Genomic DNA, 24,505 nt, shown 5'->3' with positions numbered 1-24,505 from the left:
GCCGCCCGACTAGGCCGGGCCGGCGGTCAGTACTCCTCCCATATCTCGTTCTCCCAGCGGAGCTTGCCCGAATCGAGGCGGTCGGCGATCTCCTGCAGGTACTCCACCGTGGAGCCGAACTGGGGGCCGGTGGGGCCCACCTCGTGATCCATGAACAGCACCTGGCCCAGCGAGCCGTTCTCGCCCGGGGCGGTGTCGACGACATGCCCGTTGCCGCCGCCGTCGGCGTCGAGCGGCACCCATCCGTGGTGCCACCAGCCCGTCTGCGTCATGCCGGGGCGGATGGAGGCGTCGTGGTCGGCACGGTCGCCGAACGTGCCGTCGTCGAGGAGGCCGCGCCAGATGTCGGTCTCACTCTTGATGCCCTTGACGTCGAGTAGGCCGCCATAGGGCCATGCGCCTTCGTCGGATCCGTTGTGCCTGAGGAGGGAGTCGCGGAGGTCAGTGGGGAGGGTGAGGTTGAGGTCACGCTCAAGTTGGGCGATGTCGTCGGGTGAGGCGCCGTCGTGGAGGGTGTCGGTCAGACCGGCCTTCTCGAAGTGGGCCTCGATGCGGTACCACTGCGTGCTGATATCCGTCATGGGAAGAGCTTGGCATGCAGTGGGGTCAGTGGCGGGGGTTGGGGTGTTGGGAACGCTGCGGGGTCCTTCGTCGGCGCTGGCTCGTTCCTCGCCGGCGACGCTCAGGGGCCAGCGGGGGTTTCGACACGCCCGCGCTCCTCGTTCCTCGGAGGCTGGCGGCTCAACCAGCGACGGGGCTCAACCGGCGGTCAAGGAGCGGACGACGTCGGGGCCGGCCTGGGCGATCGCGTCGAGGCTGCCCACCACGATCAGGCGGTCAGTGGCGCGGGACAGGCCCACGTACATGCGCTCCTTGAACCGCTCGTGCGTGCCGTCCTCGTTGACGCACAGCACCACCGCGCGGCGCTCCAAGCCCTTGAAGCCCAGGACGTGGCCGTAGAAGTTCACCTCCTCGTCCCAGAACGTCTGCCAATAGCCCGCCTGGCCCAGTTCCTCCTGCAGTGCCTTCTGCTCCGGATGCCGGCGGCCCGTCGTCAGGAGGGCGATATGGCCCGGGTGCCAGCCCTCGTCGAACAGGGTCTCCACCATGTCGTCGGCCACATCCAGCGCGTCCTCGGGGGAGGCCTCAACGTGCAGCACCTCGGGGCCGTCGCCGCCCTGGAGCCTCATCCGCGGCGCGAGCGGCTTGAACACCTCGGCGATCTGCCGGGTGTTGCGCAGGTTGTGATCCAGCACCAGGGGAACCAGCGGCACCGGCGGGCGGCCGTAGCGTTCGAACAGACGCTGCCCCTCGTCGGAGTAGAGGAACAGGCCGCCGTTCTCCTCGTCCTTCAGCGCCGCGAGCAGGGGGCGCCACCAGGATTCGGCGAAATCCTGCGCCTCATCCACCACGAAGGAGTCGAACCGCTTGCCCGGCGGCAACTCCTGGGCCTTCTCCGCCATGAGGACGGGGAGCTCGGTCTCCCAGAACGCGTGGTCGTCGCGCGTGCCGGATTCGATGCCCCACAGGTTGGCGAGATCCTCAAACGTGCCGACGAACGCCGGGCGCTCCTTGTAGCGCCACGTCTCCGTCTCCCGCCGGAAGTAGCTCGCCAGCCCGATGGAGTAACACAGCAGCGCCACCCGCTGCTTCTGGCGGCCGCCGCGCCCGGCCGTCAACTGCCGCGCCTGCGTCAACGCCAGGACGGTCTTGCCGCTGCCGGCGCCTCCGCGGATCTCGATGCGGTTGAGCAGCCGGGTCACCTTGAGGATGAGATCCTGTTCCTGCGTGAGCCTGTCCGCGCGGGCCTCACGCTCATCCGCCGCATCCACCACGCTGGGCGCCGCGTCGGTGCCGCGGGCGGTGAGGATCTCTACCATCACGTCGCAGTCCTCCACAGACGGGGCGCGGCGGTGCGTCTCGAATCCGGTGGGAAAATCACGTAGCCGCTCGGCGAGGTGGGGGAGATCCTCGCGGTCGTGCAGCATCCACCGCGGGGCGTCCGGGAGGGTCACGTCCCCCAGCGACGTGAACGGGGTGACCACGGCATGCGCGAACCGCACATCTGCCCGCGACGAGTGCGCCCACCGCCGATCCGTCTCGACGAAGTGGCGCAGCGCGTACTTGGTGTCGCGGGCCTGGGCGACGGGGTCCATCTCCTCGCGGGTGCCGTCACGCAGCATGCTCCACTGGCCGTCGGACAGCGCGGTGCCCGCGCCCTTGACCTCGACCACCACGACGGCGACCTCCGGCATCACGACAACCAGGTCGGCCTCGTGGTCCCTGTCCGTGGTGGTGAGGCGGTAGTTGGCGATGAGGGTGTCGTCGGGCCCAAGCGTGTCGCGCAACTGCTCCCAGACGGCGCGCTCGGATTCGGTGGTGAAGCGCGGGTCCTCAGGGATCAAGTGCGGCACGGTTCGCCCCTACTTACCCTGGCGGAGGCGGGCCTCTTCCTTCAGCACCTTCTGGTGGGTCTCGCGCTCGCGCTCGAGCCACGCCGGCGGGTTCGCGAGGAGTTCGCCGATCTGATCGTGCGTGAGGGCCTCGGTGAGGCCGCCACGGGCGAGACCCGACTTGGAGACGCCCAACTTCTGCGCCACCACATCGCGGGGGAACGGACCGTTGCGCCGAAGGTCGACGAGCCAGGCCGGCGGGTTGTCGCGGAGATCGTCCAGCTCGTCGCGGGTGATGGGGCTGTTCTGGAACTCCTCCGGCGCGGCGGGCAGGTAGATGCCCAGCTTCGCGGCCGCGGTGGCGGGTTTCATCGTTTGGCTCATGCGAGCAGCCTAGCCGTCGCGTGGGGTGCTCGTCGGGCGTTGAACGGCGAGGGGTGAACCCGTCGCGACTCATACTGAGTCATGGAACAAACCAGCCAGTATCAGCAGCTCGTCGACGCCGCAGACGCACAGCAGTTGGGCCCAGTCGTCTCCGCCCACGAGGGGCAGTCCGCGCGCCAACAGACGACGCGACTGATCATTGTCGGCATCACCGCCCTCGTCGTTGTGGGCCTCGCGATCTTCGGCCTGCAGGCCCCGGTCCAGGCGCCCAACGCCATCGCGCTGATCGTCGGTGGAATCCTCACCCTGGTGGCCGGGTACACACTCATCAAGGCCCTGGTGCGGATGGCGCAGGGCAGCAAGCAGGTGGCGGTGTTCGAACGTGGCCTCGTCGAGGGCCGTGGCGGCAAGCCGGTGCTCGTCGCGCCGTTCACAGGCTCCTCCCTCCGCGACGAGCGGATCACCTGGTACAAGGGGTCGATGCCCGCACCCACCGAGGTGCAGCAGGAGCTCCGCCTCGCCGACGGGCAGCGCTGGAAGCTCAGCGGGCCCACGCCGTTCCGCCTCGCGGTGGGCCCCGCGGTCGCCCAGCAGCAGGCACAGGTACGCCTCCCCGAACTGGCGGAGGAGCTGAGGAACGGCGGGCAGGTCGACTTCGGCCCGCTGGTACTCACCCCCACCGGGGTCCTGACCCGCTCCGGGGCCGAGGTCCCGTACCAGTCGCTGACGAGTTGGGTCATAGAGGCCGGTGGATGGGAGCTCGCCTGGGGTGACGGCCTCAAGGACAGGGTGGCCGGCGCCGTGCGCGACACCGAGAACTTCGCCTCCCTCGCGGCCCTCATCGCGCTGCAGGCACCGCAGCTCGGAAAGGTCTGATGACCAACAACCCGCTGGCCAATTCAAGCCGCCCGGCCGCCCTCGAACGGTTCCGCACGGGCGGCTACTCTGGCCCGCTCGTCGCGCCCGTGATCGCGTACATCGCCTGGCGCTACTACGCTCCCCACCTCGCCGCCACCTACCAACCCGCGGCCACCTGCGGGGGGCGCCCCATGAGCCCCGGCGACCTGTGCCGCCAACGGCCCGGCGGCACCTTCGGATACGAAAGAGCCCTCGAACTTGCCCACGACGCCCATCAAGCCTCCCTGATCGCCGCCCCCGTCTACCTCGCCGCCATCGGCGTCTGGTTCATCGCCAGCCTGCTGACCGTGCCGCGGGTGCGAGACGTGCCGGACACCCCGAACTCCACCTGGCACGCGTCGCCCGCCTCGACTTCGCTGTTCGCCTTCATCCCGTGGGGGATCGGCGCGATCGTGCTGTTCGTCTCCTTCCGCGACGGCGGCTGGAGCAAGATCTTCCTCATTCTGCTGTGGATTCCGGTGGTGGTGGGGCTCTACGTCTTCTTCCCGCGACCCGCACGGTTGGTGCGCGTGGACGACGACGGCGTGCTCGCCGTCCGTGGGCTGCGCCGCACCTGGATCCCCTGGGGAGAAGTGCACGACATCGAGGTGCGCGAGGGGCGTAAGACCACCTGGCGGATCCGGCACAGCCGGGGCACCACCTCGCTGAACTCCGAGCTCAGCTCCGCGCCCCTGCTGGGGCAGCGGCTCCGAAACAGGTGAAGTGTCGCCCGGGCTGCTGGGGCCTTCGATCTGTCCGCTCGCCCCTTCGCGGCCTGCCCTGGTCACGTCGGAGGGCTCGCGGGCTCAACCCATGGTGCAGTAGCGTCAAGGGGTGACATCTTCCGCGGGCCTGCGCATCGGCTTCGTCCCCGGAGTGACGCTCACCAAGTGGCGGCGCATCTGGGGCGAACGATTCCACGAGCCGCTCGACGTCGTTGAGGTGACGGAGGAGGCCCAGCGCAGGGCGGTCGTCGACGGCGAGGTGGACATGTGCTTCGCCCGGCTACCCATCGACAAGGACGGGCTCCACGTCATCCCCCTCTACGACGAGCAGCCGGTGCTGTGGCTCTCGAAGGACCACATCCTCGCCGCGCTCGACGAGATCACGGCCGAAGACCTGGCCGACGACGGCACCCGTGTCATCTACGACGCTTCGCTCGAGAGCATCGACCTGGCCACCTACTCCGCCGCGGTGCTGCGCGTGCCCATGTCCATCGCGCGCTCCGGGAGCCGCAAGGACATGATCTACCTACCGTTGGTGGACGCCGAACCCACGACGGTGGGGCTGGCGTGGCGGGTAGACAACGAGCATCCGCTCATCGAGGAGTTCATCGGCGTGGTGCGCGGACGCACCGTCAACAGCACGCGCACCGCGCAGGCCAAGGGCGACGAGCCCGCTGCCAAGAAGGGGCGGCAGGCCAAGGCAGGGTCGAAGCCCGCCGCGAGGCGAGGTGGGCGCGCGAAGGCGAGCACCAAGGGACCCCGCAGGAGGTAGCCGTGGCGAGCAACGACGGGAACAGCTGGGGGTGGTCGCTGGCCGGGGTCGCCGTCGCGCTGGGTGCCCTCGGCATCGACGCGTGGGCGCTGATCGGGGCTACCTCCGGCATGGCCGTGTGGCCGTGGGGCGCGGTGCTGATGTGCCTGCTGACGGTGCCCGCGCTGATCGTGTTCGGCCGCCGCGACCTCTGGGCCAAGACACTCATCGCCCGCGTGCGCCTGGGCGCCATGTGGACGTTCCTCGTGGCCGCCCCGCTGCTGCTGGGTATCGGCAGCATGGCCGTGGGCGCCGGGCACGGTCGTCGATTCCACGGCGGCATGGAGGTGGGTTCCTCGGCGTTCATCGGCGCCTACCTCGCCGTCGGGTTCATCACTCTGGTGGTCCCGGTGGCGGCGATGATGCTGCGCAAGCGCCTCGACAAGTGGCGCGGCCACGACGTGCCGGATCAGAGCGAGCCGTACCTGACCTCCTAGCAACGTGTGGGGCCCTTCACTTCGACCAGCCGCTCGTTCCTCGCGAACTGGCTCAGCACAAGCGACAGGCCGCGGGCGGCTGGCTCAAGGGGCGGGACGCCTCTGGGACGCTCACGTGCGACACAATGGGGGGCGTGACTGGAACCACTGACCGCGCCGCCCTCATCGAACATGTCAAGAACCTCGCCGTCGTGCACGGCAAGGTGACGCTCGCCTCCGGCAAGGAGGCCGATTACTACGTCGACATGCGCCGCGTCACGCTCGACGGCGCGGCCTCGCCCTTCGTCGGCCGCGTGATGAACGAGCTTGTCGCAGACCTCGAATTCGACGCCGTGGGCGGGCTGACGCTGGGTGCCGACCCCGTCGCCACCGCCATGCTCCACGCCCGCGCCGCCGCCGGCGGGCGACTCGACGCGTTCGTGGTGCGCAAGGAATCCAAGGCCCACGGGCTGCAGCGCCGCATCGAGGGCACGGAGGTCGCCGGCCGCAAGGTGCTCGTCGTGGAGGACACCTCGACGACGGGCGGATCGGCCCTGACCGCCGTCGACGCCGTGCGTGCGGCCGGCGCGGAGGTGGTGGCCGTCGCGGTGATCGTCGACCGCAGCACCGGCGCCGCCGAGAAGGTGGCCGAGGCCGGCCTCGACTACCGTTACGCGCTGGGCCTGGCCGACCTGGGGTTGTGATGGGTGACCTCCACAGGGTCGCCTTCGGGGTGCTGGTGCGCGACGGTCGCGCGCTGCTGTGCCACCGCCACCCGGAGCGTCGGGTCTATCCGGACGTGTGGGACCTGCCCGGGGGGCACATCGAGGACGGCGAGTCGCCGGAGGAGACGGTGCGCCGCGAACTGCTCGAGGAACTGGGCGTGCGGGTCACGGCGATGACCCGGCTGGAGACCGCGGTGGATGTGCCGAACGCGGAGACCCACGCCTTCGTCGTGACCGACTGGGAGGGCGAGGTGTCCAACCTCGCGCCCGACGAGCACGACGAACTGCGGTGGGTGAGCCCGCCGTCGCTGGGGGAGATGACCCTGGCAGTCCCCGAGATCGAGGCCCTGGTCGCCGAGGCCTTGGCCGCCCGCCCGTGAGCAATTGGATAGGGTCACGGCGCGACACGCCGGGAAAAACGCCCTCCAAGGCCCATGACCCCATCCAATTGCTCACGGTATGAACCCGCTGCGCCCCTGCGCCTGCGGTACCGTGAATCCCGACGATAGGAGAACTTCGTGGATACGTTGCTAATCATTCTCGCCGTGCTGGCGGTCATCGCCCTCGGCGTGGTGCTGTGGGGAGTCGGGGCCTACAACGGCTTCGTCAAGAGCCGCAACCTGATTCAGGAATCGTGGCGTCAGATCGACGTCGAACTCAACCGCCGCTACGAGCTCATCCCCAACCTGGTGGAGACCGTCCGCGGGTTCGCCGCGCATGAGCGCAACACGCTCGAGCAGATCACCGCACTGCGCAACCAGGCCCGCTCCCTGGCCGGCGACTCCGGCGGGCAGCCCACCGAGGCCCGCGCCGCCGTCGAGTCTGAGCTGACCCAGGCCGTGCACAACCTGCTCGTCTCCGTGGAGGCGTACCCGGATCTGAAGTCCAACCAGAACTTCATGCAGCTGCAGCAGGAACTCACTGATACCGAGGACCGCATCGCCGCCGCACGTCGCTTCTACAACGCCAATGTGCGCGACTACAACACGCGCATCGAGTCGGTGCCCAGCAACATCATTGCTGGCTTCGCGAAGTTCGAGAAGGCCACCTACTTCGAGGTCAACGACCCGATGGTGCGCCAGGCCCCCGATGTGAACTTCGGCGAGATCTCCCAGCGTCCGGCCGCCGCGCCCGAAGCGACGAAGCAGCTTCCGTCGCAGCAGCAGGGTGGCTACCAGCAGCCCGTGCAGCCCCCTCAGCAGCAGGTGGAGGGCCAGCAGCAGCCCGCGGATCGCCCGCCGTTCCAGAACTGACCGCTGGGTTTCGTAAGCTCAACCCACGAATTGCGCCCCTTCGTCGTCTCGACGGAGGGGCGCCGTCGTTCGCGCTCCTTCACCGCGCTGGGGCCCCAAATCTAGATTTGAGCACTAGACGGCTTGCGCGACATGCCGGAGTGACTAGGGCAAACGCCTGATTTCCGCAGAAGTGGTTGAACTTTGAACCAGAGGCTGTTAAAGTTTCAACTACCAACACGGAAACAACCACTGAAGGAACTTCGCATGAACCTCAACGAGCTCAACGGCACCTACGTCCTCGATCCCACCCACACCACCCTCTCCTTCGTGACCCGCCACGCGATGGTCACCAAGGTGCGCGGCTCCTTCGAGGAGTTCGAGGGCCAGGCCGTCGTCGACGGCGCCAACCCCGGCAACACCACGCTCGAGGTCAAGATCAACCCCGCGTCGGTCAACACCCGCAACGCCGACCGCGACAACCACGTGCGCTCCGCCGACTTCTTCGACGTGGAGAACTACCCCGTCTGGACCTTCAAGGGCACCGATTTCGCTATCAACGGCGACGTCGTCGAGGTGACCGGCGACCTCACCATCAAGGACACCACCAAGTCCATCACCATCCCGCTCGAGTACCAGGGCGCCGCCAAGGATCCCTTCGGCAACATGCGCGTCGGCTTCGAAGGCTCGACGCAGGTCAGCCGCGCCGACTTCGGCCTGACCTGGAACGCCGCCCTCGAGACCGGTGGCTTCCTCGTCTCCGACAAGATCACCCTCGAGTGCGAGATCTCCGCCATCCAGCACGCCTGATCTCCCGCGGGTTCACCGCACCGCACACACGCCCCCGGCCCATGCCGGGGGCGTTTGCGTAACCTGTCATACTATTTCGCATGCCATGCACCGACACATCGGAGGGGTCCCAACGTTTGCCTCTGAGAGGTAAACCCCGATGACCCCAGTTGTCTCCCTGCTCGTAGGCGTCGTGGTCGTGTTCCTGATCACGGTCGCCACCGGATACTTCGTCGCCCAGGAGTTCGCGTACGTCGCCGTCGACCGCTCCAAACTGGGCTCCCGTGCCAGCTCCGGCGATGAGCGTGCCGCGAAAACTCTTGAGATCACCCGCCGCACCTCCTTCATGCTCTCCGGCGCCCAGTTGGGCATCACCGTCACGGGCCTGTTGGTGGGTTACGTGGCCGAACCGCTGATCGGCCAGGCCATCGGCACCATGCTCGACGGCGGGGCGCTCACCGCAGTGAGTGTGGCGATCGGCGGCATCGTCGCCATCGCCTTCTCCACCTTCGTCCAGATGCTGTTCGGCGAACTGTTCCCCAAGAACTACGCCATCGCCCGCTCCGGCCCGGTTGCCGACGCGCTCGCGCCGTCGACCCGCATCTACCTGCTGATTTTCGGCCCCATCATCTGGGTCTTCGACAAGGCGGCCGAACTGCTGCTGCGTGCGTTGAAGATCGAGCCGGTCCACGACGTCGAATCAGCCGCCTCCGCCACGGATCTTGAGCGTGTGGTGGCCGCGTCGCGCGAATCCGGCACGTTGTCGCCGGAGATGGCCAACGTCATCGACCGCATCATCGACTTCCCCCGCCGCGACCTCGAACACGCCATGGTGCCCCGCGTCCGCGTCGACGCCGTGCGCGACGACGCCACCATCGGCGACGTCCGCGCCCTTATGGCCACGGGCCACACCCGCTACCCGATCGTCGACGAGGAGGACTACGTCGTCGGCGTGGTGCAGCTGGCAGATCTGCTGCGCAGCGACCGCGGCCTCGACGAGCCGGTGCTCAAGATCGCCCGCGAGCCGCTGCGGCTGCCGGACATCACCAAGCTGCCCGACGCCGAGAACCAGCTTCGCTCGTCCAATGAGCAGATGGCCTGCGTCATCGACGAGTTCGGCTCGTTCGTGGGCGTGGTCACGCTCGAGGATCTCGCGGAGGAAGTCATCGGCGAACTGACCGACGAGCACGACCCTGATGATCTCGATTACCTGCCCCAGGCAGACGACGGCGTGTGGGTCATGCCGGGCGACGTCCACGTCGACGAGGTGGAGCGGGCCATCGGCCTCAAGCTCCCCGTCGGCGACTACGAGACCATCTCCGGCCTCATCATCCAGGCGCACGGCGACCTGCCGGAGGAGGGCGCGGTCGTCGACCTCGTCCTCGAGCCGACGGCGGCGCAGCGCGCCATCGACGCCCACACCCCGTCGCGGCTCGTCCGCATCGAGGTGCTCGCCGTCGAACGTCATGTTCCCGCACGCGTGCGCATCACGCTGCCCGAGGTTGTGGAGGAGCAGGCATGATCCTCCTCGAATCAGGGATGGGCGGCTGGGCCGTCACCATCTGGACGATCGTCATCATCGCGCTCAGTGCGTTCTTCGTGGCCGTCGAGTTCGCGCTCATGGCCGCCAAACCCCACCGGCTCGAGGAGCGCGCCGGCACCCTGGCCGGCCGCGCCGCCATCAAGAGCTCGCACGAGCTGACCCTCGTGCTGGCCGGCTCCCAGCTGGGCATCACCGTGTGCACCCTGGCGCTCGGTGCGCTCACCAAGCCCGCCGTCCACCACGCGCTCACCCCGCTGCTGCAGGTCACGGGGCTGCCCACCGCGGTGGCGGATGTGGTCGCGTTCATCCTGGCGCTGATCATCGTGACCTTCCTCCACCTGGTGGTGGGGGAGATGGCGCCGAAGAGCTGGGCCATCGCGCACCCGGAGCAGTCCTCCGTACTGCTGGCCGTGCCCATGCGGATGTTCATGTTCCTCGCCCGCCCCATCCTCAAAGCCATGAACTCCATGGCCAACTGGCTCGTGCGCAAGGCCGGCGCCACCCCCGTCGATGGGCTCACCGCGACGCAGGACGTCGCCGGGCTGCGGCACCTCGTCGAACACTCCGCCGAAGTGGGCACCCTCGAAGCCAACTACGGGCAGTCGCTGACCTCCGTGCTGACCCTGCGCGAGCGCCAGGTGCGGGAACTGCTTCCCGAGGAGCAGGACCTCGCGGCCGTGCCGGCTGACGGCACGCTCGCCGACGTCCAGGCCGTCACCCGCGACCACGGGCACATGCGTGTGCTCGTCCGCGACGGCGGCACCACCGTCGGCATCGTGCACGTGCGCGACACCCTGGACGAGACGGACCTGAGCCGCCCGGCGATGGATCTGGCCCGCCCGCCGGTCATCCTCCCCGCCGACACAGGGCTGGCCACCGCGCTGAACCAGCTGCGGCAGGCCCGCACCCAGATCGCGGTGGTGGCCGAGGGGGGTCGCGAGCTGGGCATCGTGACGCTGAGCGACGTGCTGCCCGGGCTGATGCCCACGGCGATCGTCGATACGGTCGCCGACGCCGGATGAGCGAGCCACACGACCCCACCGCCCCGACGGTGGGGGTGGGGCCGCACCCGGAGCCGTGGCCGGATGACGAGCGCCTCGACCCAGAGTTGCTGCGCGACGGCGACCGCCGCAACGTCGTCGACAAGTACCGCTACTGGCGGCTCGACGCGATCGTCGCCGACCTCGACCGCACCCGCGTCGGGCTGCACGTGGCCATCCAGAACTGGGAGCACGATTTCAACATCGGCTCCATCGTGCGCACCGCCAACGCGTTCAACGTCGCGGCGGTGCACATCGTCGGAAAGCGACGGTGGAACCGGCGCGGCGCGATGGTCACGGACCGCTACCTGCACGTCCACCACCACGAGGATGAGGAGTCGCTGTTCGCGTGGCTGGGGGAGCGGGGCGTGACTCCTGTGGGCGTCGACAACCTGCCGGGCTCGGTGCCGCTGGAGACCGCCGTCCTGCCCGCCAGTTGCTGCCTGATCTTCGGCTCCGAGGGGCCGGGGTTGACCGACGCGATGGTCGCCGGGTGCGAGCGCCTCGTCGCGATCACGCAGGAGGGCTCCACCCGCTCGATGAACGCCGGCGCCGCGGCCGCCATCGCGATGTACCACTGGCGGCTGCACCACGACGCCGGTTGATCCCGCGAGTCTCACGAGCGTCGGGGTTTCGACACTGCTCGCTGCGCTCGCAGGCTCAACCAGCGTTAGCGCTAGCATGACCCGCATGGAGCAGCAGGCACAACGATTCGCGGCCGGGTTGACGCCCCTGCCCACCGCGGCGCGCGTCACCAGGGCCCGCGGGGCGTTGCGGTGGCGGGTCATCTCCACGGTGATCTCCTTTGCCATCCTCGCCGTGCTGTGGTGGTTCTTCGGCCGCGACTGGTCCCTGGGCTGGACCATCGGCATCGCCGTGTTCTGGGTGCTTTCCTCGACGTTGTGGCTGGTGCTCTCCGCCGTCGCTCTTGACCGCGCGAAGAAGGACCTTGCGGCGATCTCCGACGGCGTCGCGTTCTACCTCGACCCCGCGGGCGTCGAGTTCGTCCACCCGACGACGGCCCGCGTCGCGTGGCCGGACGTGTCTGCGCTGAAGCTCGCCGGCCGCAACTTCGGCGCCGGGCCCAGCGTCGTCGTCGAATCCAACGGGCAGCAGGTGGCGAAGGTGCCCGCCAGCTTCCTCGACGCCACCCCGGCGATGATCGATTCCGCCGCGCAGGCTTACTCCCTGGGTCGCGTCCGCCTCGACACCAGCGCGCTCGACAACCTCCTCTGACCCACGGTGAATTGCCCCCACCGTTCACACGATTCCGTGGGCGCGATAGGCTGGAAGGCGAACCGACTTTCATCGAGAAAAAAGGGGCAAACATGCCAGTTGCAACTCCTGATGTCTACGCGGAGATGCTCGATCGGGCCAAGGCGGGCAGCTTTGCCTACCCGGCCATCAACGTCTCCTCGTCGCAGACCCTCCACGCCGCCCTCCAGGGCTTCGCCGAGGCCGGCTCGGACGGCATCGTGCAGGTCTCCACCGGTGGTTCCGAGTACTTCTCCGGCCACACCATCAAGGACAAGGTTGCGGGCGCCACCGCGTTCGCCGTGTTCGCGCAGGAAGTGGCGAAGAACTACCCCATCAACGTGGCGCTGCACACGGACCACTGCCCCAAGGACAAGCTGGACAGCTTCGTGCGTCCTTTGCTGGCCATCTCGGAGGAGCGCGTCGCCCGCGGCGAGCTGCCCCTGTTCCAGTCCCACATGTGGGACGGCTCGGCCGTTCCCATGGAGGAGAACCTGCAGATCGCTGACGAGCTGCTCGAGCGTTGCGCCAAGGCCAACATCATCCTCGAGATCGAGGTCGGCGTCGTCGGCGGCGAAGAGGACGGCGTGGAAGCCGCCATCAACGAGAAGCTCTACACCACCGTCGAAGACGGCATCCGCACCATCGAGGTCCTCGGCCTCGGCGAGAAGGGCCGCTACCTGACGGCCCTCACCTTCGGCAACGTGCACGGCGTGTACAAGCCGGGTGCCGTGAAGCTGCGCCCCGAGCTCCTCAAGGAGATCCAGGACGCCGTCGGCCAGAAGTACGGCAAGGACAAGCCGTTCGACCTCGTCTTCCACGGCGGCTCCGGCTCCACCGCCCAGGAGATCTCCGACGCGGTTGACCACGGCGTCGTGAAGATGAACATCGACACCGACACCCAGTACGCCTTCACCCGCCCCGTCGCTGAGCACATGCTGCGCAACTTCGACGGCGTGCTGAAGATCGACGGCGAGGTTGGCAACAAGAAGCAGTACGACCCCCGTGCGTGGGGCAAGGCTGCCGAGGCCGGCATGGCCCGCCGCGTGGTCGAGGCCTGCGAGCAGCTCCGCTCCGCCGGCCAGGCCGCCAAGTGACCTGCCGCTAGTCGCCTAGACACGCAGAAGGCTCCGGGGATCTCCCCGGAGCCTTCTGCGTTCCCGCTGATGTACAACTCACTCGCCCTTCGACCAGACGCGCTCCTCGTTCCTCGCAGGCGTCTGGCTCAGGGAACGTCAGTGCTGCTTGAACCGCACGATGTTGTTGAGGATCTCCTTCGTCGCCCAGGCGTAGCCGCCGTCGGTGGCCTCGATCACGCTGGCGGTGATGTAGGAGCGACACCCACCGCGACCCGTGGCAGCGGTGTCGCACTCGGTGCGCCACTTCCGCCCGTCAGCCGCGGTCCACGAGCCGCTGTTGGCCAGCGGATTCCTGCCCCACTCCGCGCGCGTCATCCGGGGCAGGTACGTCAGGTTGTTGAACACCCAGCCGGTGCGCTGCGTGAACACGCCGTCGGTCTGGGTCACCTGCGTGGCCATGATCATCGTGCGGCAGCGCACCGTCTGCGAGTACGGCTCGCACGCGGTGAACCACTGGCGCCCGTTGACGTTGTGCAGGCCAGGCGTGTTGTACACATCCTGCGGCTCGGTGGGCGTCGGCTTCGCGGTGGGCTTCGCCGTCGGCTTGACCGTGGGCTCAGGCTCCGGCTCCGGTTCAGGCTCGTCCTCCTCCAGCCACAGGAAGGCGGGCGACGTCCAGGTCTCCACCTTCGCCGGCGAATCGAAGTTCATCACCTCGATGCGCAGCGCATAGGAGCCCCTGGGCGCGGTCACGAGCTCGCCGTCGTCGTCGTAGCGCAGGCCGTCCCACGGGGCCGCCTGCAGCTCCGGCGCCTGCCACGGATCCAGCTCCGTGGAGACCTCCTGGATGCTGGCCTCGATGGGGTTGCCCTCCTCATCGGCCTCCAACACCCAGATCCGCAGCTTCGACGCGGGCGTGCCCAGCACGAACCCGATCCCGGGCAGGGCCCCCTCGTGGAACGGCACCGACAGATCGGCCATGGGCTCGAACAGCGGCTCCTCACAGATGCGGTCCACCCACTGCGTGCACTCCCACAGCGTGCCCAGCGCGGGCGGGAACGTGCTCTCGATGTCCAGCAGGAGCGGCGCGGCGCTGTAGTCGCCCTTCATGCCCGCGAACGGCACCATGATCACCTGATTCTCAGCCGCGAAGCGGAGGTAGCCGCTGTAGACGGCGGTCTCCGGTGCGGTCTCGGGGGCATCGATGGTGACGTCGACGGTGGCGGTGCCGCCGGCCGGAACGGTCACGCTCTCCGCGGAGAAGGTGACCTTCGCCGCCTCCTGCGTGAAGTCCGGCTGCGTGTGCACCCGGCCCTCGTCCCACGCCACAGAGGTGGTGACCGCGTCGTCGTGCGACAACGCCCAGGTGACGGGGGCCTCGCCGCCGTTTTTGAGCGTCATGGTCTGGCGCAACGGGCCGTCGGCAGACTGCCCGGCCGACAGCTTCGACGGCGACACCGTGGCGCGTTGCTCGGCCGCCTTGTCCACGTGGATGAGGCCCGCGCCCTGCCGGTGCGCGCCGTCGAGCACGCCCGCGTCGGGCATGAACGAGTACGCGGCGGGGGTGGCGCTGTTCTGCAGCCTCGTGCGGATCTCGTCGGCTGTGTAGGTGGGGTTGCTCTGCAGCAGCAGCGCCACGGCGCCCGCCACGTGCGGTGAGGCCATGGACGTGCCCGAGTTCAGGCCGTAGCCGCCCATCCCCACGGGGAGGGTGGAGTAGATGTTGCCGCCAGGTGCGCCGAGGTCGGGCTTGAGCCCGAGCGTGGAATCAAGGCCCCAGGACGAGAAGAACGAGATCAGCCCGGGAGTGTACGCGTTCGGATCCTCGATGAACGTGCCGGGCACGGTGACGGTGACCGGTCCTTCCTTCAGCGCCTCCAGTACGCGGTTGCCCTCGTCGGTGAGGATGCCGATGGCGGGGGCCTCCATGCTGTCGACCCAGTCGATGAAGTAGAAGTCCTTGTAGACGATGATCCCGATGGCACCGGATTCGAGGGCCAGCGTCGTGCGGCGGTTGAGGTCGCAGCCGCCGTTGCCGGAGAAGATGGCCACCTTGCCACGCAGCGTGGGGTCCGGCTTGCACTGGAGCGGGTCGCTGAACGTAGCCACCTCGCCGGTGAAGCCGTTGGGCACTGGGGCGGAACTGATGGAGAGGTAGCCGGAGCTGATGGGGCTGCCCTCGGCCGGGGCGAACACGACCTCGGGCGTCGAGACGCCGGTCGCGTCGAACGAGGCCACGGTGATGGCCTTGGCCGAGGTGCCGGGCGAGCGCAGCGACTGCACGCCGTACTCGCCCTCGTTGCCGGCGGCCACCACCAGCACGGTGCCGGCGTCGACCATCCGGTCTCCCGCCTTGGACAACGGGTGGTTGGGGGAGCCCTGGAACGGCCAGCCGAGGCTCATGTTGACCACGTCCATGCCGTCGACGGTGGCCTGCTCCATCGCCTCGAGGATCACCGCCATGGTGGTGGCGCCCTCACAGGTCAGCGCCTTGTAGGCGCCGAGCGTCGCCTCGGGTGCCACGCCCAGCACGTCGCCCGCGCCAGCGACGGTGCCGGCCACGTGGGTGCCGTGCCCCGCGCAGTCCATGGGATCGGCGTCCGGGGTGACCTCCGTCACCCTGCCGTCCTCCAGGATCAGGCCGTAATCGTCCCCAATGAAGTCCCGGCCGTACGGGATGCGCTCAGTGGGGAAGACGGCGGACTCGTCGCCGGTGCCGCCGAGATCCGGGTGCGTGTAGTCGATGCCCGAATCGATGATGCCCACCTTGATGCCCTCGCCGGTGAGGCCCAGTTCGCTCTGGGCCCGGTCGGCACCGATCATCGCCAGCGACGGCTTGGTGGCGGCGCCCTCCGCCGAAGGCGGGGCGGCGGGGACCCGCATCCCCAGCACCGGGTGGACGGACTTGACCGAGCGCAGGCCGGCGAGCCGCTGGGCCTGCGCGCCGGAGGCGGTCACGGTGACGCCGTTGAAGAGGCGGGTGTAGACGTGGTTGACGTCGGCCGGCAGCTTGGCAGCCCTGGCCTCCGTGGTGAAATCCGCTTGGTCGCGCTGGATCTGCGCCTTCTTCCCGCCGGAGGCGATGGGCTCGGCGCGGAACTCGACGAACCACTCGCCGGTGGCCCACGTCTCACCCCTGTCGACGGTGGGGGTGGGGATGAAATCGGTGAGGTTGCCGAGGTCGACGGGGGCCGCGGGGCCGTCGTCGGCCTGGGCCGCGAAGGGGGTCAGGGTCAGGGCCGCGATCAGCACCGTTGCTGCTGCAGTGCGCCACCCACCAGGCTGGGACATGAGTCCTCCTAAACGTTGAGGTGGCGACAATGTAACGGCGTTGCGGGCTCTTCGGCGTCAGACCCCGGTCGTATCTTTTCTGCGCGCAGACGCGAAGAAACCCGGTGGGTTCTCTGTTGCTAGAGAACCCACCGGGTTTCGACACTGCTCGCTGCGCTCGCAGGCTCAACCAGCGGTGCTGGCTGCGCTCGCAGGCTCAACCAGCGGTGCTGGCTGCGCTCGCAGGCTCAACCAGCGGGGTGGCTAGTTCTGCTTGAACCGCACGATGTTGTTCAGCAGTTCCTTGGTCTCCCACTGGTAGGTGTAACCGCCGTCGGCCTTCGGCGAGGCGGCGATCACGCTGGCGGTGATGAAGGAGCGGCAGCCGCCGCGGCCGGTGGCGGCGGTGTCGCACTCGGTGCGCCACTTACGGCCGTCGGCTGCGGTCCACGAGCCGTTGTTGGCCAGCGGGTTGCTGCCCCAGGCCTCGCGGGTCATGTGCGGCAGGTAGGTGAGGTTGTTGAACACCCAGCCGTTGCGCTGCTGGAACGCACCGTTGTCGGCCTGGGTCACCGTGGTGGCCCAGATCATCGTGGTGCAGCGCACGGTCTGCGAGTAGGGCTCACACGCGGTGAACCACTTGCGGCCGTTGACCTCGTGCATGCCCGGCGTGTTGTACACGTCGGCCGGGAGCTCCGGCGGAGGCGTGGTGGTCACGGTGACCGTCGGGGTCGCCGTCGGCACCGCGGTGGGCTCCTCGGTGGGAGCGTTCTTCCAACCGAACGCCTGGGTCGTGAAGCTCTGCGTGCCGCCGTCGCCGTCGGCCTCAACCGCGGTGACCTGGATCACGTAGTTGCCGGGAGCGGCCTCGACGAGGAGACCCTGCTCGTTGGGGAGCATGCCGTTCCACGTGTACAGCGACTCGTAGCCGGAGCGGCCCAGGTGGTCGTAGGTCAGCGCCGTCGTGCGGGTGTCCTCGATCGGGTTGCCGTCCGCGTCGACCTCGAGCACGTCGATGGTGAGCTTCAGGACGGGGACCGCCTGGTGGAAGCCCACCGTCGGCAGGTCGGTGCCGCCGTTGAAGATGCGATCGGCGTCGACGAAGCTGTACTCGGCCTCGGGGTCGTAGCACTGGTTCTCGTGCCAGGTGGCGCACTTGGTGATCTCCACCAGTGCAGGCAGGTCCCAGATCTCTGGGAAGATCTCGAGGTTGCCGTAGTCGCCGGCCAGGCCGCCGAACGGCACGTGGGCGGTGGTGCCCTCACCCGCGGTCAGCGAGATGTACCCGGAGTACTGGGTGCCTTCGGGGGCATCAGCGGCGGCGTTGATGGTCACGTCGACGGTGGCGGAGCCGCCGGCCGGGACGGTGACGGTGGGCGCCGAGAAGGTGACGGCCGACTCGAAGACGTTGTAGCCGGCGGTGTTCTGGGTGCCGTCACCGTACTCGGGGTCGAACTCGAGGTAGGTGCTCAGCGCATCGACGTAGTCCAGCGTCCAGGTGACGTCGGCATTCGAGGAGTTGCTGATGGTCAGCGTCTCGGTGTGTGCACCGTCGGCCGATTCGCCCGTGGAGATCTTGCCGGGGGAGACGACGAAGTCGTCCTGGATGGCCTTGTCCACCTGGATGAGGCCGGCGCCCTGACGGTGCGCGGCGTCGAAGAAGCCGGCGTCGGGCAGCTCGCGGATGGCCGCGGGCTCGGCGCTGTTCTGCAGTCGGTCACGGATCTCAGCGGGGGTCAGGTTGGGGTTGGCCTCCAGCATCAGCGCGACGGCGCCCGCGACATGTGGGGCGGCCATCGAGGTGCCGGACAGGGTGGCGTAGCCGTCGGCCTTCTCCAGCGGGTAGGTGGAGCGGATGGAGCCGCCCGGCGCGCCCAGATCAGGCTGCAGGGTCAGGTCCGCCGCCAGGCCCCAGGACGAGAAGTCCGAGACCAGACCGCCGGTGGGGTTGGGCTGCGAACTCAGCTCGCCGGTGAACTCGAGGGTGGCGGGCTGTCCGGCCACCACGGCCTCGCCGACCTCCTGGGAGACGGTGATCACGGGAATGGTGATCTCGGTCTCGCCCTCAACGGTGGCGTTGATGAAGCCCGCGGTGTTGTTGTAGATGATGAAGGCTTCGGCGCCGGCGTTCTGCGCGGTGACGGCCTTCTCGTGGAAGGTGCACGTGCCGCGGGAGGCGATGGCGACGGAACCGCTCAGGTCGGCGGTCTCCGCCTCGCAACCCAGCGGGCCGGTCAGCGGGACGACGTTGGTGCCGTTGAGTGCATCGGTGGGCTCAGGGGAGCCGGTGGAGGCCAGGAAGCCCGCCGAGACGGCGCCGTTGGCGGTGTTGAACACCACCTCGTCCATGCGGACGTGGCTGTTGTCGAAGGACGCCACGTTGATGGCCAGATCGGCCACGCCCGGGGCGCCGATGGTCTGGGTGAACATGTCACCGGCGTTGCCGGCGGCGTTGACCACGACGATGCCGTTGCGGACCAGGCGGTCCGAGGCGCGCGAGGTGGGGGCGTCGGGCCATGCGTCGTAGTCGGAGCCGAGGCTCATGTTGACCACGTCCATGCCGTCGGCCTCGGCGCGCTCCAGCGCGTCGAGGATGACCTGGTCGTCGGTGGAGCCGTCGCAGCCGAAGACGCGGTAGGCGCCGAGCGTGACGTTCGGGGCGACACCGGTGATCTCGCCGGAGGCGCCGACGATGCCGGCGACGTGCGAGCCGTGGCCCTGGCAGTCGTCCGGGTTGCCGTCGGGCTTCGGGATGGGCTGGTAGTTCTCCGACGTCGGGTCCGCGTTGTAGTCATCGCCCACGAAGTCGTAGCCGTAGGCCACCTTCGCCGTCGGGAACGTGGTGGAGCCGTTGGTGCCGTTGCCGCCGAAATCCGGGTGGTCGATGTCGATGCCGGTGTCGATGATGCCCACCTTGATGCCCTCGCCGCTGAGGCCGAGCTCGGACTGGGCGATGTCTGCACCGGTCTGCGCGATGGCGGTCAGCATCCGCGGCGTGACCTCCTGCGGAGCGGGCACCGAGACGGGGCGCACCGGGTGGATGGCCTTGACGGAGGGCAGATCGGCGTACTGCTCAGCGGTGTTGGCGTCGGCGGTGACGGCCACGCCGTTGAACAGACGCTCGTAGCTCTTGATGACCTGCGCGGGGCGGCCGGCGTTGCGGGCCTCGTTGGCGAATGCGCGGTGCTGCTGCAGGATGTTGGCGCGGTTGCCGCCGCTGGCAGTGGGCTCGCTCTCGAACTCGACGAACCACTTGGTGGTGTTGAGCCAACGCGCCGTGCGCTGCTCCTGGCTGGGGGTGGTGTCCCGGGGGACGCGCAGATCCGGATCAGGATCTGCCGCGGCGGTGAGAGGCGCGAGCCCGACGATTGCGGCGATGGCAACCGTGGCTCCGCGCTTCCAGAAGGAAGCAGAGGGCATGAGTTCTCCTCGTGTGGTGGATACGTACCGCTGGCAACCTAGTACGGAAACAGGGTCACCCATCAGCTTTCTCCCAAGTTGAGACCAGCCTTAACCTCACCGAAACACTCGGCTAAGCCCCCGTCGGTCTCGAACTGGGCAGGTGCAAGTTGTGCAGCGGAGTTGGTGCACAACTCTCCCTTGCTTCCGGAAGAGGCGCGACGGTGGGTTGGGCAGGTGCAAGTTGTGCAGCGGAGTTGGTGCACAACTTGTACCTGCCTGCCCGAGGGGTGCGCGCCGGGCGGGATAGGCCAGCTGCGTGGCGAGAGCGGAGAGGTTGTTGTCGTTGAACACCGTGCCCGCCTTAGCGGCGTAGAGGCCCCACTCCTTACAGGTGGAGCCGGACTGCTCGACGCACCGACGTGTGGCCTCAGCGTACGGCAGATGACGGCCACCGCCCGCCCGGCTCTCGGCGCCCCGGACCAGCGCGCGGTGGAGGGGTTTCGCTCACTCCCGCTGAGCGTCTCGGGGTCGGGGATATGCTTGTTCACACGGTGAACCCATCACGGTTTGGTAACAGACCCTTGCGGAAAATACCCTGGGTGCTAGCGTTAACATAGTTGTTCGACCCGCAGCACAGCCGCTCGGTTCAGACAAGAAGGTACGAAGGAGTACGTGTGACAAAACTTCTAGAGCTGAAGAACGTCAGTAAGACGTTCCCAGGTGTGAAGGCGTTGCAGAACGTCCACCTGGATCTCAACGCGGGCGAGGTTCTCGGCCTGTGCGGTGAGAACGGCGCCGGCAAGTCCACGCTGATGAAGATCCTCACCGGCATCTACACGCCTGATCCGGGCGCGGAGATGTGGCTGCAGGGCCAGCAGGTGCAGGTGCGCGACGTCAACCACGCACGTGACCTCGGCCTGAGCATCATCCACCAGGAACTCAACATGGTGCCTGACCTCACCGTCGCGCAGAACCTGTACCTCGGGCGTCCCGGCAGCAGCAAGGGTGGCTTCGTCAACGACAAGCAGCTCAACAAGCAGGCCGCAGAGCTGTTCGACCGCCTCGGCATGAACGTGGATCCCACCGCGCGCATCGGTGACCTCTCCGTCGCCCGCCAGCAGATGGTGGAGATCGCCCGCGCGCTGTCCTTCGATTCCAAGATCCTCGTCATGGACGAGCCCACCGCCGCGCTGACGGTCTCTGAGACCGACGCGCTGATGGACATGATCCGTGACTTCATCACCCCGGAGACCGGCCTGATCTACATCTCGCACCGCATGCCGGAGATCGAGGAGATCACAGATCGCGTCTCCGTGCTGCGTGACGGCGAGTACGTCGGCACCGTCACCACCGACGAGGTGGAGATGCGCGAGATCATCTCGATGATGGTGGGCCGCGAGGTCTCCGGCGATGCCCGCCCCCGCACCACCGTCGACACCGACGAGGTCGTGTTCAAGGTGGAGGGCCTCAACACCAAGAAGCTGCTGCGCGACGTCTCCTTCGAGGTGCGCGCAGGCGAGGTGCTCGGTTTCGCGGGCCTCGTCGGCGCCGGCCGCACCGAGGTCGCCCGCGCCGTGTTCGGGGCGGACCCGCGCGAGACCGGCGACATCTATCTGCACGGCAAGAAGCGCGCCATCCGCTCCGCAGCCGACGGTGTACGCGCCGGCATCGGCTACCTCTCGGAGGATCGCAAGACCTTCGGCCTCCTCCTCGAACAGGACGTCAAGTACAACGCGGTGCTCGCCGCGATGAACGACTTCAGCATCGGCGGCTTCGTGCTCGACGGCAAGATCAAGACCGTCGGCCAGGAGTTCTCGGACAAGCTGCGCGTCAAGACCCCGTCGGTCAACCAGCTTCTCGGCAAGCTTTCGGGCGGCAACCAGCAGAAGGTGGTCATCGCCAAGTGGCTGGTGCGCAACTCCGACGTGCTGATCTTCGACGAGCCCACCCGCGGCATCGACGTGGGCGCCAAGGAGGAGATCTACGAACTCATCGAAGAGCTCTGCCACCAGGGCAAGGCCATCATCGTCATCTCGTCCGAGCTGCCTGAGGTGCTGCGCGTCTCGCACCGCATCGCCGTCATGGCCCACGGACACATCACCGGCATCCTCGACAACGAGGAAGCCACTCAGGAAAACATCATGGAGCTCGCCACTCTCGGCAAGGCCCAACTGGAAGGAACCGCAGCGTGAGCACTGAAGCCACCACCACCAAAGCCGAGCCGAGCAAGATGCAGGGCTACCTGAAGTCCTCGCTCCAGCAGATCTTCGTCTTCCTGGCGCTGGTCCTGATCTACATCATGTTCATGGTCGTGGCGCCCAACTTCGCCACCCTTGGCGTGGCCATGGACATCATCCAGCAGTCCGCCTACGTGGGCGTGATGGCGCTGGGTGCCACCTTCATCATCGCCACCGGCGGCATCGACCTCTCCGTCGGCACCGGTATGAGCTTCGTGGCCGTCATGGCCGGTGTGTTCCTCGCCGGTGACTGGTGGAACCTCCCGCTGGGCGCCGGCCTGGGGCTCACCCTGCTGGTGGGTGCCCTGGTGGGTCTGGTCAACGGCTTCAACATCTCCATCCTCGGCCTGCCACCGTTCATCGCCACGTTGGCCATGATGATGGCGGCCCGCGGCCTGGCCCTGGTGGTCTCGGACAAGCAGACCATCTCCATCAAGAACCCCCAGTACTCCTGGATCTTCAACGGCGAGATCATCCCGGGCGTCAAGAACGCCATCGTCTGGTTCATCCTGCTGGCCATCATCGCCAGCGTCATGCTGAACAAGACGCTGCTGGGCCGCTACGCCATCGCCATGGGCTCCAACGAGGAGGCCACCCGCCTCTCCGGCGTCAACGTGAAGCTGTGGAAGACCCTGGTCTACGTGACCGCCGGCGTGTTCATGGCGATGGGCGCCATCCTCTACTCGGCGCGCTTCGGCTTCGTGCAACCCGCGGAAGGTGTGGGCTTCGAGCTCAACGTCATCGCCGCCGTCGTCATCGGTGGCACCTCGCTGGCAGGTGGCCGGGCCAACATCGTCGGCACCGTCGTGGGTGCGCTCATCATGGAGACCCTGCGTAAGGGCCTGCAGATGATGGGCATCGCCCAGGAGTGGCAGCTGGTCGCCACCGGAGTGGTCGTCCTGCTGGCCGTGTTCATCGATAACGTCCGCCGCGCCAGAGCCGCAGCGGTCTGACCCCACCCCAACGAAAACACAACACAACACCCCAATACCGGGAGGGCGGTCCTCCCGTTACCGAAAGGAAACCGCTATGCGCATGCTGCGCTCCACGCTGGCTCTCGGAGCCGTGCTTGCACTGGGCCTCACCGCCTGCGGCACGTCCACCGACGCCGAAACCCCCGCCCCCGCCGACGACCCCACGACGGCTGCGGCTCCCGCTGAGGAGACCACTCCCGCCGAGGGTGGCGAGACCACTCCCGCCGAAGGTGGCGAAGAAGCCCCCGACGGCGACATCCCGCAGGGTGACGGCTCGCAGACCATCTACCTGGTCTCCAAGGGCTTCCAGCACCGCTTCTGGCAGGCTGTGAAGCAGGGCGCTGAAGAGGCCGGCGCCGAGTACAACTACAAGATCGAGTTCGTCGGCCCCCAGGACGAGACCCAGGTCACCGAGCAGCTCAACCAGCTGAAGACGGCTCTGGACTCCAAGCCCGCCGCGATCGGCCTGGCTGCTCTCGACTCGGGCGCCGCTTCGGACCTCCTCAACGAGATCCAGGCCGCGAACATCCCGCTGATCGCGTTCGACTCCGGCGTCGACTCCGACATCCCGCTGACCACCGTCTCGACCGACAACACTGCCGCAGCCGAGGCTGCCGCGGAAAAGATGCTCGAGCTCATCGGTGGCTCCGGCCAGGTTGGCTTGGTCTGCCACGACCAGACCTCCACCACCGGCAAGCAGCGCTGCGACGGCTTCAAGAACTGGATGGAGGCCAACGCTCCTGACGTCACGCTCCTCGAGCCTCAGGTTGCCGGCGCCGTCGACCTGGCTGCCAACACGGCCAAGTCCATGATCCAGGCGAACCCGGATCTCGTGGGCATCTATGGCACCAACGAGGCCGCCGCCACCGGTGTCGTCCAGGGCGCCAAGGAATCCGGCGCTGACCTCACCGTCGTCGGCTTCGATTCCGGCAAGACCCAGCTCGAGGCCATCCGCTCCGGAGAGCAGGCCGGCGCTGTGACCCAGGCCCCGCTCAAGATGGGCTACGAGACCGTCGTCGCCGCCATCAAGGCCATCAACGGCCAGGAGCTGCCCGAGGCCATCGACTCCGGCTTCGAGTGGTACGACGCCTCCAACATGGATGAGCCGAACATCGCGGGCAACCTCTACGAGTGATGTGACGGTGGGCAGCCAGCTGCCCGCCCCACCCACTGAAACACCAGGGGCGCCTGCTCGCCACTTTGCCGCGTGGCGAGGTGGCGGGCAGGTGCCCTGTGTTTCATCCGATTCCACACGACGCAGCCCCGCCGGCCGCCTGCGCCACACACACCGTGCCGGACCCCACACAGACCCTCCCCAAGTTTCAAACGATCAG

General features: G+C 68.0%; 21 protein-coding genes. 16 read left to right on the top strand and 5 right to left on the bottom strand.

Annotated features, from left to right (window positions below; translation table 11 throughout):
• Positions 1–26 precede the first annotated feature (26 nt).
• From BN1186_RS06740 to BN1186_RS06730, 3 genes are all read right to left on the bottom strand, one after another.
• A complete protein-coding gene (locus tag BN1186_RS06740; RefSeq protein ID WP_052459881.1) occupies positions 27–581 on the bottom strand; it encodes an SMI1/KNR4 family protein in 555 nt (184 codons plus the stop codon).
• 177 nt (positions 582–758) lie between these two features.
• Positions 759–2,414, bottom strand: a complete 1,656-nt coding sequence (locus BN1186_RS06735) for an NERD domain-containing protein (RefSeq protein ID WP_052459880.1) — start codon at positions 2,412–2,414, stop codon at positions 759–761.
• 9 nt (positions 2,415–2,423) lie between these two features.
• Positions 2,424–2,777, bottom strand: a complete 354-nt coding sequence (locus tag BN1186_RS06730) for a DUF5997 family protein (protein ID WP_040283336.1) — start codon at positions 2,775–2,777, stop codon at positions 2,424–2,426.
• A gap of 81 nt (positions 2,778–2,858) precedes the next feature.
• On the opposite strand from BN1186_RS06730, the gene BN1186_RS06725 reads away from it, so the two are divergent.
• From BN1186_RS06725 to fbaA, 13 genes are all read left to right on the top strand, one after another.
• Positions 2,859–3,653 (top strand): DUF6585 family protein, encoded by a 795-nt coding sequence (locus BN1186_RS06725; RefSeq protein WP_040283335.1) that lies wholly within the window; start codon positions 2,859–2,861, stop codon positions 3,651–3,653.
• Entirely contained in the window at positions 3,653–4,396 is a 744-nt protein-coding gene (locus BN1186_RS06720) for a PH domain-containing protein (RefSeq protein WP_040283334.1), read from the top strand. The genes BN1186_RS06725 and BN1186_RS06720 overlap by 1 nt, the downstream gene beginning before the upstream one ends.
• 112 nt (positions 4,397–4,508) lie before the next feature.
• Positions 4,509–5,171: a LysR family transcriptional regulator substrate-binding protein gene (locus BN1186_RS06715; RefSeq protein WP_040283333.1), complete on the top strand. Its 663-nt coding sequence runs from the start codon at positions 4,509–4,511 to the stop codon at positions 5,169–5,171.
• A gap of 2 nt (positions 5,172–5,173) precedes the next feature.
• Positions 5,174–5,647: a hypothetical protein gene (locus BN1186_RS06710; RefSeq protein ID WP_040283332.1), complete on the top strand. Its 474-nt coding sequence runs from the start codon at positions 5,174–5,176 to the stop codon at positions 5,645–5,647.
• Between the two features lie 134 nt (positions 5,648–5,781).
• Entirely contained in the window at positions 5,782–6,330 is a 549-nt protein-coding gene (gene pyrE, locus BN1186_RS06705; RefSeq protein WP_281278441.1) for an orotate phosphoribosyltransferase, read from the top strand.
• Positions 6,330–6,731, top strand: coding sequence for an NUDIX domain-containing protein (locus BN1186_RS06700; RefSeq protein WP_040283330.1), 402 nt, complete (start codon positions 6,330–6,332; stop codon positions 6,729–6,731). The genes pyrE and BN1186_RS06700 overlap by 1 nt, the downstream gene beginning before the upstream one ends.
• A gap of 138 nt (positions 6,732–6,869) precedes the next feature.
• Positions 6,870–7,604 carry a LemA family protein gene (locus tag BN1186_RS06695; RefSeq protein WP_040283329.1) on the top strand — a complete coding sequence of 245 codons (735 nt, stop codon included), beginning with the start codon at positions 6,870–6,872 and terminating at the stop codon, positions 7,602–7,604.
• Between the two features lie 246 nt (positions 7,605–7,850).
• On the top strand, positions 7,851–8,393 hold the full coding sequence (locus BN1186_RS06690; protein WP_040283328.1) for a YceI family protein: 543 nt from the start codon (positions 7,851–7,853) through the stop codon (positions 8,391–8,393).
• Positions 8,394–8,532: 139 nt separating this feature from the next.
• Positions 8,533–9,894 carry a hemolysin family protein gene (locus BN1186_RS06685; protein ID WP_040283327.1) on the top strand — a complete coding sequence of 454 codons (1,362 nt, stop codon included), beginning with the start codon at positions 8,533–8,535 and terminating at the stop codon, positions 9,892–9,894.
• Entirely contained in the window at positions 9,891–10,937 is a 1,047-nt protein-coding gene (locus tag BN1186_RS06680) for a hemolysin family protein (protein ID WP_218975412.1), read from the top strand. The genes BN1186_RS06685 and BN1186_RS06680 overlap by 4 nt, the downstream gene beginning before the upstream one ends.
• Positions 10,934–11,560 (top strand): TrmH family RNA methyltransferase, encoded by a 627-nt coding sequence (locus BN1186_RS06675; protein WP_052459879.1) that lies wholly within the window; start codon positions 10,934–10,936, stop codon positions 11,558–11,560. Before BN1186_RS06680 ends, BN1186_RS06675 begins: the two co-directional genes overlap by 4 nt.
• 85 nt (positions 11,561–11,645) lie before the next feature.
• Complete coding sequence (locus tag BN1186_RS06670; RefSeq protein WP_139650906.1) at positions 11,646–12,191, top strand: hypothetical protein; 546 nt, start codon at positions 11,646–11,648, stop codon at positions 12,189–12,191.
• Between the two features lie 92 nt (positions 12,192–12,283).
• On the top strand, positions 12,284–13,306 hold the full coding sequence (fbaA, locus tag BN1186_RS06665; RefSeq protein ID WP_040283325.1) for a class II fructose-bisphosphate aldolase: 1,023 nt from the start codon (positions 12,284–12,286) through the stop codon (positions 13,304–13,306).
• Positions 13,307–13,444: 138 nt separating this feature from the next.
• On the opposite strand, the gene BN1186_RS16240 is transcribed toward fbaA, so the two are convergent.
• Both BN1186_RS16240 and BN1186_RS06655 read right to left on the bottom strand, forming a co-directional pair.
• A complete protein-coding gene (locus BN1186_RS16240; protein ID WP_082031139.1) occupies positions 13,445–16,579 on the bottom strand; it encodes a S8 family serine peptidase in 3,135 nt (1,044 codons plus the stop codon).
• Positions 16,580–16,822: 243 nt separating this feature from the next.
• Entirely contained in the window at positions 16,823–19,978 is a 3,156-nt protein-coding gene (locus BN1186_RS06655; protein ID WP_052459877.1) for a S8 family serine peptidase, read from the bottom strand.
• A 656-nt stretch (positions 19,979–20,634) separates the two neighbouring features.
• Here BN1186_RS06655 and BN1186_RS06650 point away from each other — a divergent pair.
• The 3 genes from BN1186_RS06650 (at position 20,635) to BN1186_RS06640 (ending at position 24,306) form a co-directional block, all read left to right on the top strand.
• Complete coding sequence (locus tag BN1186_RS06650) at positions 20,635–22,152, top strand: sugar ABC transporter ATP-binding protein (protein WP_040283324.1); 1,518 nt, start codon at positions 20,635–20,637, stop codon at positions 22,150–22,152.
• Positions 22,149–23,150, top strand: a complete 1,002-nt coding sequence (locus BN1186_RS06645) for an ABC transporter permease (RefSeq protein WP_040283323.1) — start codon at positions 22,149–22,151, stop codon at positions 23,148–23,150. Before BN1186_RS06650 ends, BN1186_RS06645 begins: the two co-directional genes overlap by 4 nt.
• A 76-nt stretch (positions 23,151–23,226) precedes the next feature.
• Positions 23,227–24,306 carry an ABC transporter substrate-binding protein gene (locus tag BN1186_RS06640; RefSeq protein WP_040283322.1) on the top strand — a complete coding sequence of 360 codons (1,080 nt, stop codon included), beginning with the start codon at positions 23,227–23,229 and terminating at the stop codon, positions 24,304–24,306.
• The last annotated feature ends 199 nt before the right edge of the window (positions 24,307–24,505 follow it).

The sequence above is a fragment of the Tessaracoccus massiliensis genome, from assembly GCF_000826065.2.
Lineage (GTDB): Bacteria > Actinomycetota > Actinomycetes > Propionibacteriales > Propionibacteriaceae > Arachnia > Arachnia massiliensis_A.
Note: the sequence above shows the minus strand (reverse complement) of the source record. Positions and strands in the feature narration are given on the sequence as shown.

Bases quoted from the DNA above. Each gene is read 5' to 3' on its own strand.
- BN1186_RS06720 (WP_040283334.1), top strand. From the start codon at position 3,653: ATGACCAACAACCCGCTGGCCAATTCAAGCCGCCCGGCCGCCCTCGAA.
- BN1186_RS06690 (WP_040283328.1), top strand. From the start codon at position 7,851: ATGAACCTCAACGAGCTCAACGGCACCTACGTCCTCGATCCCACCCAC.
- BN1186_RS06740 (WP_052459881.1), bottom strand. From the start codon at position 581: ATGACGGATATCAGCACGCAGTGGTACCGCATCGAGGCCCACTTCGAG.
- BN1186_RS06670 (WP_139650906.1), top strand. From the start codon at position 11,646: ATGGAGCAGCAGGCACAACGATTCGCGGCCGGGTTGACGCCCCTGCCC.
- fbaA (WP_040283325.1), top strand. From the start codon at position 12,284: ATGCCAGTTGCAACTCCTGATGTCTACGCGGAGATGCTCGATCGGGCC.
- BN1186_RS06730 (WP_040283336.1), bottom strand. From the start codon at position 2,777: ATGAGCCAAACGATGAAACCCGCCACCGCGGCCGCGAAGCTGGGCATC.
- BN1186_RS06680 (WP_218975412.1), top strand. From the start codon at position 9,891: ATGATCCTCCTCGAATCAGGGATGGGCGGCTGGGCCGTCACCATCTGG.
- BN1186_RS16240 (WP_082031139.1), bottom strand. From the start codon at position 16,579: ATGTCCCAGCCTGGTGGGTGGCGCACTGCAGCAGCAACGGTGCTGATC.
- BN1186_RS06675 (WP_052459879.1), top strand. From the start codon at position 10,934: ATGAGCGAGCCACACGACCCCACCGCCCCGACGGTGGGGGTGGGGCCG.
- BN1186_RS06640 (WP_040283322.1), top strand. From the start codon at position 23,227: ATGCGCATGCTGCGCTCCACGCTGGCTCTCGGAGCCGTGCTTGCACTG.
- BN1186_RS06655 (WP_052459877.1), bottom strand. From the start codon at position 19,978: ATGCCCTCTGCTTCCTTCTGGAAGCGCGGAGCCACGGTTGCCATCGCC.
- BN1186_RS06700 (WP_040283330.1), top strand. From the start codon at position 6,330: ATGGGTGACCTCCACAGGGTCGCCTTCGGGGTGCTGGTGCGCGACGGT.
- BN1186_RS06725 (WP_040283335.1), top strand. From the start codon at position 2,859: ATGGAACAAACCAGCCAGTATCAGCAGCTCGTCGACGCCGCAGACGCA.
- BN1186_RS06685 (WP_040283327.1), top strand. From the start codon at position 8,533: ATGACCCCAGTTGTCTCCCTGCTCGTAGGCGTCGTGGTCGTGTTCCTG.